The sequence below is a fragment of the Microbispora bryophytorum genome (assembly GCF_043197435.1).
Lineage (GTDB): Bacteria > Actinomycetota > Actinomycetes > Streptosporangiales > Streptosporangiaceae > Microbispora > Microbispora bryophytorum.
In genome coordinates, this window is the sequence record NZ_JBICTF010000018.1 from 33425 (window position 1) to 43804 (window position 10380).

Sequence of the window (10380 nt, forward strand, 5' to 3'; positions counted from 1 at the left end):
CATGCCCACGGCGCTGGCCGCGCTGGAGGAGGCGTACGCCCGGCGCGGCGCACGTACGGCCGCCTCGACGCGCCTGTCCGTCTCGATGGACCCGGCCGTTTCGATGGGCCCGGCCGTCTCTACGGGTCCGGCCGGCGACCGGACGCCGGTCGTCGGCTACGTCGGGGCGGACGTGCCGGTCGAGCTGCTGACCGCCGCGGGGGTGCACGCGGTCCGCCTCACGGGAGACCCGGACTCCGGCTCCGTGCTCGGAGACCGATACCTGGGCCGCGGGGTGGACCCGATGGCCCGCTCGGTGCTCACCCGGCTGCTCGCCGGATCCTTCGGCGACCTGGACCGCATCGTGGTCTCGCACGACTGCGAGGCGTCCCTGCGGCTGTTCTACGCGCTGCGCGAGCTGCGCCGCGTGGAGCCGGGCACCGCACTGCCCGAGGCGTACCTCGTGGACATCCTGCACCTGCCGCACCGCACGACCGCGCGGTACAACCGCCGCAGGATCGGCGAGTTCGCGGCCAGGCTGGAGGCCTGGACCGGCCGTCCCCTCGACCTGGCCGGGGCGGTGGCGGCGCACGACGAGCGGCGCCGGCTGCTCACCGCCGTCGCCGAGCTGCGCAGGGCGGTGCCCGCCCGCCTGACGGGACGGCAGTTCCTCGCGGTGGCCAACGCGGCCCTGCCCGTCGACGAGCACATCGCGCTGCTGGAACGGCTGCTCGCCGAGGCGGGACGGCTCGGGGAGCACCCCGGGCGGCGCGTCTTCCTGAGCGGCAGCGACCACGACACGCCGCACGTGTACGAGGCCGTCGAGTCCGAGGGCTACGTGATCGTCGGCGAGGACCACTCCTTCGGCGACCTGTTCCTCGGGGAGCCGGTCGGCGCCGGTGGCCTGGACGCGCTGGCCGAGCACTACCACCACAGCGGCCCGACCGCCCACCGGGCCACCGTGGGCGAGCGCGCCGCGCACGCGGCGCGGGCCGTACGGCACTGCCGGGCCGAGCTGTTCGTCGGCTATTCCAGGATCGGCGACGAGGCCCCGGCCTGGGACTTCCCGGCGCAGCGCGCGGCGCTCGACATTCCCGCCGTGCTGCTGGAGCGCCAGGAGTACGGGCGTGCCGACCTGGCCGCCCTGCGGAAGGAACATCCATGCGCAGTGTGAAAACCCTCGCCACGGCGGCAGAGGCGGGCAGGCACCAGCGCGAGTGGTTCGCCGACCTGCGGCGGCGGGTCGCCGACGGCGAGCCGTTCGCCCTGCTCAACGCGGACGTCCCGCACGAGATCTTCCGCACGATGGACATCCCGTACGCGGTCAGCCAGTGGTGGGCGTCCCTGGTGGCCGCCAAGCAGCGCTCGGGGCACTACCTGGAGCTGGTGCGGCAGCGCGGCTACCCCGACTACTCCGAGCAGTACAACTCGGTCACCCTCGGCTCCGCCTTCGACCCGGAACCGGAGGCCGGCCCGTGGGGCGGCCTGCCCAGGCCGGACATCGTCGTCGGCGACGCCACCGGCGACGTCACCCGCAAGGTCTTCGACATCTGGGGGCACGAGCCCGGGGTCACCTTCTACCCGCTGGAGAGCGCCGCCGAGAACGAGGTGCCCGCCAACTGGTGGGAGCTCATGCCGCACCGCTGGGAGCAGGCCGTCGGCCCGGCCAGGCTCGACCTGCTCACCGCGGAGCTGGAGAACCTCGTCAGGTTCCTGGAGACCACCACCGGCAGGCGGTTCCGCGAGTCCCGCTTCCGCGAGGTGATGGCCCTGGTCAACGAGCAGGAGGAGTGGAACAGGAAGACCCGCGACCTCATCGCCCGCACCCGGCCCGCCCCGCTCGGCGTCGTCGACAGCATCCCCAGCGTCATGCTCCCGCAGTGGCACCGCGGCACCGAGTGGGCCCGGGACATCGCCCGGCGTTTCTACGAGGAGGTGCGCGACCGGGTCGACGCGGGTCATGCCGCGTGCCCGGACGAGCGGGCCCGCCTGATGTGGATCGGCCGCGGCCTCTGGTACGACATGGGCTTCTACCAGCGCTTCCAGGACGAGTACGGCGCGGTCTTCGTCTGGTCGATGTACCTGGCCATCGCCGCCGACGGGTACGTCCGCCACGGCGACGACCCCATGAGGGCGCTGGCGGCGCGGTTCGCCGCCTTCACCGACCAGCTCTACACGCCGCCGTGGTCGAGCGAGTGGTACGTCAAGGAGGCCCGCCTGCACGGCATCGACGGCGTGGTCCACCTGGTCTCCGACGACCCCCGCGGCAGCTACTTCACCGCCAGGGCACTGGAGGCCGCCGGGTTCCCGGTGATCGAGATCCACGCCGACAACGTCGACGCCCGCACCTTCGACGACGAGGTGGTCAGGCGCGTCGGTCAGTGGCTGGAGAACGTCGTCCTGGCCTGACCTGGATGTCCGGCGACGGCAGGCTCAGGAGGCGACGTCGCGGCCCGGTACGAGTGGACATACGTTGGGCATATCTTTGACGGTCGTCATATAACTGTCATATATTCGCTGCAATCGCCGTACAACTCAGGGGGAATCCCATGGATCTTTCCGGCAAGGTCGCCGTTGTCACCGGTGCCGGCCGCGGGCTCGGCCGCGCGTACGCCGAAGCGCTTGCCGCGGCCGGGGCGGCGGTGGTCGTCAACGACGTGGACGCCGACGCGGCCGCGCAGGTCGTCGAGGCCATCACCGGTGACGGCGGCCGGGCACGGAGCGTCGTCGCCCCGGTCGGATCCGCCGAGGTGGCCGACCGGCTGGTGGCCACCGCGGTCAAGGAGTTCGGACGGCTGGATGTGATGGTCACCAATGCGGGCATCCTGCGCGACCGGGTGCTGTGGAAGATGTCGGACGACGACTTCGACGCGGTGATCGATGTGCACCTGCGCGGCACGTTCACCTGCGCGCGGGCCGCGGCGATCCGGATGCGCGAGCAGGGGAGCGGGGGCCGGCTGATCCTGATCTCCTCGCCGGCGGGCCAGCGCGGGAACTTCGGGCAGACCAACTACGCGGCGGCCAAGGCCGGCATCGTGGCGATGGCCAGGACCTGGGCGCTGGAGCTGGCCAGGGCGAACATCACGGTGAACGCGGTCGTCCCGGTGGCGGCCACCGAGATGACCAAGACCATTCCCGTGTTCGCGCCGATCATCGAGGAGTCCGAGCGGACCGGGAAGCCGTTCCCGGGCTGGTTGCGCAGGGACGAGGGGCTGGGCACGGTCGAGGACGTGGCGGGGCTCGTCGTGTTCCTCGCCTCCGACGCCTCCACGGAGGTGACCGGCCAGGCGATCGGGATCGGCGGCGACCGCCTCGCGCTGTGGTCGCACCCCGGTGAGAAGGTTGTCGCGTTCGCCGACGGAGGGTGGACGGCCGGGACCATCGCCGCCTCCTGGCAGTCGGGCGTCGGCGCCGACCCCGAGACGTACGGCATCCCCGCGCCCAAGGTCCCCGCCTCCGACGTTCAGGGGGTCTGACATGGCCGTCATGAACGTCGCCGATCTGGTCGCGATCGACGTGCACACCCACGCGGAGATCTCCAAGGACGGGCATGGCGCGCTGAGCGCGGAGCTGTTCGGCGCCTCGGAGGACTACTTCAAGGCCCACGGGCACCGGCAGCCGACCATCGCGGAGCTGGCCGCCTACTACCGGGAGCGGAAGATGGCCGCGGTGGTGTTCACCGTGGACGCCGAGCATGCCACCGGGCACCCGCGCATCTCGAACGAAGAGGTCGCGGACAGCTGCGCCGAGCACGCCGACGTGCTGATCCCGTTCGCCAGCGTCGATCCGTGGAAGGGCCGGGCGGGCGTGCGCGAGGCGCGGCGGCTGGTCGGGGAGTACGGCGTGCGCGGGTTCAAGTTCCACCCGAGCATCCAGGGCATCGCCCCCAACGACCCCGTGGCGTACCCGCTGTACGAGGCGATCGAGGAGCTGGGCGTTCCGGCGTTGTTCCACACCGGGCAGACCGGCATCGGCGCGGGCGTGCCCGGCGGGGGCGGCATCCGGCTCAAGTACGGCAATCCCATGCTGGTGGACGACGTGGCCGTGGACTTTCCCGAGCTGCGGATCATCCTGGCCCATCCGTCGTTCCCGTGGCAGGACGAGGCGCTGGCCGTCGCCACGCACAAGCCGTACGTCTACATCGATCTGTCGGGGTGGTCGCCGAAGTACTTCCCGCCGCAGCTCGTGCGGTATGCCAACACGCTGCTGAAGGACAAGGTGCTCTTCGGCTCCGACTACCCGGTGATCACCCCGGACCGCTGGATGGCCGACTTCGACAAGCTCGAGATCAAGCCCGAGGTCCGCCCGAAGATCCTGAAGGACAACGCCGTACGCCTGCTCGGGCTCGGCACGCAGGAGAGGACGACAGACGCATGACCACCACGGCGCACGGGCTCGGCGAGATCAGGGCGCTGGCCGGCAAGGATCTCGGCCACAGCGGCTGGCTGGAGATGACCCAGGAGCGGGTGAACACCTTCGCCGACGCCACCGACGACCACCAGTGGATCCACGTCGACCCCGCGCGGGCCGCGGACGGGCCGTTCGGCGGCCCGATCGCGCACGGTTACCTCACCCTGTCCCTGGTCATCCCGCTGTTCGGCGAACTGCTCGACATCCAGGGCGTGAAGATGAGCATCAACTACGGGCTGGAGAAGGTCCGCTTCCCCAGCCCGGTCAAGGTGGGCGGCAGGATCCGCCTCGCCGCCGTCGTCGTCTCCGTGGAGGACGTCCCCGGCGACGGCGTGCAGATGCTGCTCGACTTCACCGTCGAGATCGAAGGTGCGAACAAGCCCGCCTGCGTCGCCCGGGCGATCTACCGGCACTACGCCTGAACCCTGGTCGGGCGCCGTGCCCGGTGCCGCCTCCGGCGGCCCCCGGGCCGGCCTCGCCGGCGGCCGCGAGCCGCCGCACCTGCTCGGTCCTGACGCCTTCCCCGATCCCCCCGCTCACAGGAGGTCGAACACCGATGCGCAACGCCGGACTGGGAGGGTGGCCCGCCCGCCGGGCCCGGATGACACCGGACCGGACCGCGTTCATCTTGGCGGACCGGCCCTTCACCTACGCCGAGGTTCACGAACGGACGACACGGCTGGCGTCGCGGTTGCGCGCGGCGGGAGTGGGGGCCGGTGATCGGGTCGCCTACCTCGGCCGCAATCACGTCGCCTTCGTCGAGACGATGTTCGCCTCGCACGTGCTCGGGGCGATCTTCGTGCCGCTGAACTTCCGTCTAGCCGCGCCCGAGATCGGTTACATGCTGGACCACTCGGGCGCCGAGGTCCTGGTCTACGCGCCCGAGTGCGCCGAGGTGGTCCGGGCCCTGCCGCCGCGCACCGCGGCTCCCGCCCGGCAGGTCGTCGCGCTGGGTGCTCCTGGGCCGGGGGAGCGGCATTACGAGACCTGGCTCGCGGAGGGCGATCCCACCCCGATCGACACGCCTGTGCGGCTGGAGGACACGGCGCTCATCCTCTACACCTCGGGTACGACCGGGCGGCCCAAGGGCGCGATGCTGACCCACGGCAACCTCGTGTGGAACTGTTTCAATTTGCTGCTCGGCGTCGATGTCGCCGGCGACGAGGTGACGCTGATCGGCGCGCCGCTCTTCCACGTCGCCGCCCTGAACCAGACCCTGCTGCCGACCTTCCTCAAGGGCGGCTGTTCGGTGATCATGCCGTCGTGGGACGTGGACGAGTGTTACGACCTCATGGACAAGCACGCTGTCACCTGGATGTTCGGGGTCACCACGATGTTCGCCGCGTTCGCACAGTCGCCCAGATGGGAGGGCGCGGATCTGTCGTCGCTGCGTACCCTGATGTCCGGGGGCGCGGCGATCCCCACCGCGCTGATCCGCACCTACCAGGAGCGGGGCCTGGTGTTCTGCCAGGGATACGGGCTCACCGAGACCGCTCCCGGCGCCACCTTCCTTGAGGCCGGCCAGAGTGTGCGCAAGGTGGGCTCGGCAGGAGTGCCGGTGTTCTTCGCCGATGTGCGGGTCGTCCAGCCCGACGGCACGGACGCGGCGGCGGGACAGCCGGGTGAGGTGCTCATTCAGGGGCCGAACGTGACCCCCGGCTACTGGCGCAACCCGGAGGCGACCGCCGCCGCGTTCTCCGACGGCGGCTGGTTCCGCTCCGGCGATGTCGCCGTTCTGGACGAGGAGGGCCACCTGTACGTCGTCGACCGGGTCAAGGACATGTACATCTCGGGCGGGGAGAACGTCTACCCGGCCGAAGTCGAGGCAGCGATCTTCGAGCATCCGGCCATCGCCGAGGTCGCGGTGCTCGGCGTGCCCGATGCCCGATGGGGCGAGGTCGGCCGCGCGTTCGTGGTGCTCCGCCCCGGCACGAGTGTCACCGCCGACGAGCTGCGCGACTTTCTCCGCCCCCGCCTGGCCAAATACAAATTGCCGGTCTATTTCGACATCGCGGACGACCTGCCGAAGACGGGCTCGGGAAAAATCCAGAAACTCCAGCTGCGCCGCCTCCCGCTGCCGAACGCCGGCAGCTCCACTTCTTCACCGTGACCACGTCCCACCATCAGGCGCGGCGGGACGTTTTCCGCGCCGCGTCAACCGCGACTGCGGTGATGTGCGCCGGCTCCGGGACGGTGAACGTTTCAGCGACGGATGCGCGCGGGCGAAGGGAGCCGGGGCGGATATGCGGCGGTGGGACGGCAGGTGAGGGGCGGAGCCCTTGCGGAGGCGCACGGCCGCGTTCTTGACGGACCGGTCCGTGTCGTAATTTGCTCCGCTCACCACCATCGGGCTAAGGGGACGTCGAGAAGGTGAATTGTTAACGCTAACAATTCACGGTCGTTCCCCGCACGGTCCGGAGCCGAGATCCGGGGTCACGGGAGCGTCGCAGGCCGCCGATCTCTTCCGCACGCCCGTGCCATGCCCGCACACAGCTCTGAATCACCACTGGAGGGCCGAGATGAAACCGCCCAACCATCCGATGGACCGGTCAGGAGGCCGCGCCCGCGGTCCGGCCGCTGTTGTGGCCGCCGTTGTGACCGCGGCCACCGCCGTCGCGGTCGGCCTGGCGATGCCCGCGCAGGCGGCGTCGACGCTTAAGGCGTCGGCCGAGGCCAAGGGGCGGTATTTCGGCACCGCGCTGACGCGGGGCGACCTCGGCATCAGCGCCGAGGTCAACCTCGCCGCGGCCCAGTTCGACATGGTGACCCCCGGCAACGAGATGAAGTGGGACGCCACCGAGTCGTCCAGAGGCTCGTTCAACTTCGGATCGGGAGACCAGATCGTCTCCTTCGCCCAGTCCCACGGCATGCGGGTGCGCGGGCACACCCTGGTGTGGCACAACCAGTTGCCCTCGTGGGTCAGCAGCCTGCCGCTGAACCAGGTCCAGAGCGCGATGGAGAACCACATCACCAACGAGGCCACCCACTACAAGGGGAAGGTCTACTCCTGGGACGTCGTCAACGAGCCGTACAACGAGGACGGCACGCTGCGCCAGGACGTGTTCTACAAGGCGATGGGCGCCGACTACATCGCGAACGCGTTGCGGGCCGCGCACGCCGCCGACCCGAACGCCAAGCTGTACATCAACGACTACAACATCGAGGGCACCAACGCGAAGAGCAACGCGCTCTACTCACTGGCGCAGTCGCTGGTGTCCCGGGGCGTTCCGCTGCACGGCATCGGTTTCGAGAGCCACTTCATCGTCGGTCAGGTTCCCTCGTCCCTGCAGGCGAACATGCAGCGCTTCGCCAACCTGGGACTGGACGTCGCCATCACCGAACTCGACGACCGCATCCCGATGCCGGCCGACTCGTCCGAACTGCAGCAGCAGGGCACCGACTACGGCAAGGTCGTGAGCGCCTGCATGGCGGTCTCCCGCTGCGTCGGCGTCTCGCAGTGGGGCGTGGACGACGGCCACACGTGGATCCCCGGGACGTTCCCCGGTTACGGCGCCCCCATGATGTGGGACTCCGGCTATCAGCCCAAGCCCGCGTACACCGCGGCGCTGAACGCCCTCGACAGCGGCCCCGGCACCTCGCCGAGCCCGACCCCGCCGGTGAGTCCCAGCCCGTCGGCCAGCCCCAGCCCCACCCCGCCGGTGAGTCCCAGCCCGTCGGTGAGTCCCAGCCCCACTCCTCCGGTGACGGGTGCGTGTTCGGCGACCCTGACGACGGTCAACAGCTGGCCGGGCGGGTTCCAGTCGGAGGTCACGGTGCGCGCGGGCGGCTCGGCGGTCGACGGCTGGACCGTGAAGTGGACCTGGCCGGGCGGGCAGACCTTCAGCAGCCTGTGGAACGGCACGCAGAGCGTGTCAGGATCCTCGGTGACCGTCCGCAACGCGGCCTACAACGGCTCGATCGCGGCCGGGGCGTCCACCACCTTCGGCTTCACCGCCAACGGCACCGCGGCCACCCCCACCCTCACCTGCACCAGCCCCTGACCCCGTCACGGCACAGCGCCGGGATGGGCCGGGACCGGGCCGGGATCGGGCCGGATCGGGCCGGGATTCCCATCCCGGCCCATCGTGGTGATCGACACACCGGGTCTCCGGCCGCCGATCTCCTGGGGCTTCTTCAGCGCCGGACGCTCGCCCGGTTGCGCCGCACGAGGCCGATCCAGGCCGCGACGGCGAGGAGCGCCACGAGAGCGATGATGCCGATCTTGACGGGCATGCCCATCGCGCCTTCGTCCGCCGCGTTCTGCGCGGCGGACCTCTCCTGGACCGATGCCGGCCCGGTCGCCGCCACGGGCGAGGCGGCGATTTCTCCCGCCTTCACTGTCACCGTCGTGTGCGCCTTGGAGGGCTCGGTCGCGGTCACGGTGACCCGCCAGTCGCCGTTCGGCAGCGGCTCGGCGGCGTGGTAGAGGTTCTGGCCCTCGGGCGCCGACCTGAGCGGCACCGGCCCGAAGGAACGGCCGTCGGACGAGGTCGCGGCCAGCGTCGCGTTGAGGATCTCCGTGACGGGATGGCCGTCCTTCTTGTACGTGACCAGCACGTTGACGTTGTCGGCGCCGTCCCCCGTGACCTCCAGCTTGATCGGCCCGCTGTGGGCGAAGGCCGCCGGCGCGCCGAGCATCAGCACGAGCCCGGCCGTTAGGACGGTGAGGACGTATTTCAATGTCTTGTTCACGAGTCGTGACTCCCCTCGGGTTCGGTGTCGGGGGTGAGGTCCCCCTCGCCGGATGATGTCGGCAGGAACACATGCTGGTGGCCGTAGCCCGCGTCGACGTTCACGGCGTCGAGGGCGGTGGCTCCGACCGACCAGGTGAAGAACGCGTCGGCGCGTTGCCGCACGGCCAGGCCCATCGCGGTGGTGCGGGCGTCTCCGGTGAGGTCCCGCGCGGCCGCGTAGGTGTCGACGGTCGTGGCGATCTGCCGCACGGCGGAGGCGAGACTCGACCTCGTCACATTGGTGGCGGTCTCACCGGACGGCGGGTCGGCGAAGCCTTCGACGGCCGCGGTGGCCGCCTTCCGCCAGGTCTCGACGTCGGACGCGGTCACCACGGCCGGCCCCGCGGTGCCGTTGGCGGGCATGGCCCGGTCCAGTCCGTCGAGCACGGGAACGAGCCGGTCCCGCGTGGTGCGGGCCAGCTCCGTCAAAGTCTTGATCTGTGTCTTGTCCCGGAGAGCGGACTCGGCGCGGATCTGGTCGGCCATCTGCTCGATCGAGTCCGGCCGCGTCATTGCGAACACCACACCGCCGGCGACGAGCGCGCCGAGCGCGAACGCGACCGTGAGGGCGAGCACGCGGCCCCAAATCGGACGCCTGACCGGCGTCGGCTGCCTGGGTCGGTTGATGGTCGCCACCTCCTGAGGGGCGGATGTCGGTGATCGGGTGGGGTGAGTCCTCGGTCCGGGCGTCGGAGTGGCCTGCGGGTGGGGAACGGATTCCTCCCGTTCGCGGACCCGGGTGTTCAGGCTCCGAGGGGGGTGCCGCGGGTGTTGAGGATGAGCTTTTCGATGCGCTTGCGGCGTCGGGTGCTGGTGATGCGGATGGTGAGGAGGGTGAGGAGCAGGAGGGTGAGGAGGGCGAGTTGGGGCCAGGGGATGGCCCACAGGGTGGTGTCGATGGCAATGCGTTCGGCGGTGACGCCGGGCAGTGGTTTACCGGCGGGGGAGGGGATGGCCATGATCGTGGTGTCGATGGGTCCCAGGGGCCAGGCGCCGGTGATGTGGGCGGCGAAGGTGCGTTTGCCGCCGGGCATGATTTCCCGGGCTTTGGCGGCGGAGGTGTCGTCCCAGTTGTTCTGGCCGGCGAGGGTGGAGGTCAGGATGCGGCTGTCGGGGGCCAGGCGGACGTTGCCGGTGTTGGCGAGGGTGTAGGTGACGTCGACGGTGCCGGGGGTGAAGGGGTTCCATGACCAGGTGTAGGTGGTGTGGATGTCGCTGACGGCGACTTTGGCGGCGTAGGTGCCGTTGACGCGGATGT

Annotated in this window: 10 protein-coding genes; 7 read left to right on the forward strand and 3 right to left on the reverse strand. The window is 70.6% G+C overall.

What is annotated here, in order from left to right; genetic code table 11:
- Position 1 precedes the first annotated feature (1 nt).
- The 7 genes from ACGFIB_RS36475 to ACGFIB_RS36505 all read left to right on the forward strand — a co-directional run bounded on the left by ACGFIB_RS36475 (position 2) and on the right by ACGFIB_RS36505 (position 8390).
- Entirely contained in the window at positions 2–1153 is a 1152-nt protein-coding gene (locus ACGFIB_RS36475; RefSeq protein WP_393378026.1) for a 2-hydroxyacyl-CoA dehydratase, read from the forward strand.
- Positions 1141–2388 (forward strand): 2-hydroxyacyl-CoA dehydratase family protein, encoded by a 1248-nt coding sequence (locus ACGFIB_RS36480; protein WP_357266772.1) that lies wholly within the window; start codon positions 1141–1143, stop codon positions 2386–2388. Before ACGFIB_RS36475 ends, ACGFIB_RS36480 begins: the two co-directional genes overlap by 13 nt.
- Before the next feature lie 140 nt (positions 2389–2528).
- Entirely contained in the window at positions 2529–3455 is a 927-nt protein-coding gene (locus ACGFIB_RS36485; protein WP_393378029.1) for an SDR family oxidoreductase, read from the forward strand.
- 10 nt (positions 3456–3465) lie between these two features.
- The gene (locus ACGFIB_RS36490; RefSeq protein ID WP_191055294.1) at positions 3466–4356 is read left to right on the forward strand and encodes an amidohydrolase family protein; all 891 of its coding nucleotides are present in this window, start codon (positions 3466–3468) and stop codon (positions 4354–4356) included.
- On the forward strand, positions 4353–4811 hold the full coding sequence (locus ACGFIB_RS36495; protein WP_357252839.1) for a MaoC family dehydratase: 459 nt from the start codon (positions 4353–4355) through the stop codon (positions 4809–4811). Before ACGFIB_RS36490 ends, ACGFIB_RS36495 begins: the two co-directional genes overlap by 4 nt.
- A 134-nt stretch (positions 4812–4945) precedes the next feature.
- Positions 4946–6499 (forward strand): acyl-CoA synthetase, encoded by a 1554-nt coding sequence (locus tag ACGFIB_RS36500; protein WP_357266768.1) that lies wholly within the window; start codon positions 4946–4948, stop codon positions 6497–6499.
- A gap of 409 nt (positions 6500–6908) precedes the next feature.
- Positions 6909–8390, forward strand: coding sequence for an endo-1,4-beta-xylanase (locus tag ACGFIB_RS36505; RefSeq protein ID WP_393378031.1), 1482 nt, complete (start codon positions 6909–6911; stop codon positions 8388–8390).
- A gap of 133 nt (positions 8391–8523) precedes the next feature.
- Here ACGFIB_RS36505 and ACGFIB_RS36510 read toward each other — a convergent pair whose 3' ends face one another.
- The 3 genes from ACGFIB_RS36510 to ACGFIB_RS36520 all read right to left on the reverse strand — a co-directional run.
- Positions 8524–9081 (reverse strand): hypothetical protein, encoded by a 558-nt coding sequence (locus ACGFIB_RS36510; protein WP_142576203.1) that lies wholly within the window; start codon positions 9079–9081, stop codon positions 8524–8526.
- On the reverse strand, positions 9078–9698 hold the full coding sequence (locus tag ACGFIB_RS36515) for a hypothetical protein (RefSeq protein WP_393378033.1): 621 nt from the start codon (positions 9696–9698) through the stop codon (positions 9078–9080). Before ACGFIB_RS36515 ends, ACGFIB_RS36510 begins: the two co-directional genes overlap by 4 nt.
- Before the next feature lie 167 nt (positions 9699–9865).
- Positions 9866–10380 (reverse strand): hypothetical protein (locus tag ACGFIB_RS36520; RefSeq protein WP_393378035.1); only part of this gene is annotated, 515 nt, incomplete at its 5' end.

What these genes read in the sequence shown, in the direction of transcription:
- ACGFIB_RS36475 (WP_393378026.1), top strand. Translation starts at nt 2, where the DNA reads ATGCCCACGGCGCTGGCCGCGCTGGAGGAGGCGTACGCCCGGCGCGGC.
- ACGFIB_RS36480 (WP_357266772.1), top strand. Translation starts at nt 1,141, where the DNA reads ATGCGCAGTGTGAAAACCCTCGCCACGGCGGCAGAGGCGGGCAGGCAC.
- ACGFIB_RS36485 (WP_393378029.1), top strand. Translation starts at nt 2,529, where the DNA reads ATGGATCTTTCCGGCAAGGTCGCCGTTGTCACCGGTGCCGGCCGCGGG.
- ACGFIB_RS36490 (WP_191055294.1), top strand. Translation starts at nt 3,466, where the DNA reads ATGAACGTCGCCGATCTGGTCGCGATCGACGTGCACACCCACGCGGAG.
- ACGFIB_RS36495 (WP_357252839.1), top strand. Translation starts at nt 4,353, where the DNA reads ATGACCACCACGGCGCACGGGCTCGGCGAGATCAGGGCGCTGGCCGGC.
- ACGFIB_RS36500 (WP_357266768.1), top strand. Translation starts at nt 4,946, where the DNA reads ATGCGCAACGCCGGACTGGGAGGGTGGCCCGCCCGCCGGGCCCGGATG.
- ACGFIB_RS36505 (WP_393378031.1), top strand. Translation starts at nt 6,909, where the DNA reads ATGAAACCGCCCAACCATCCGATGGACCGGTCAGGAGGCCGCGCCCGC.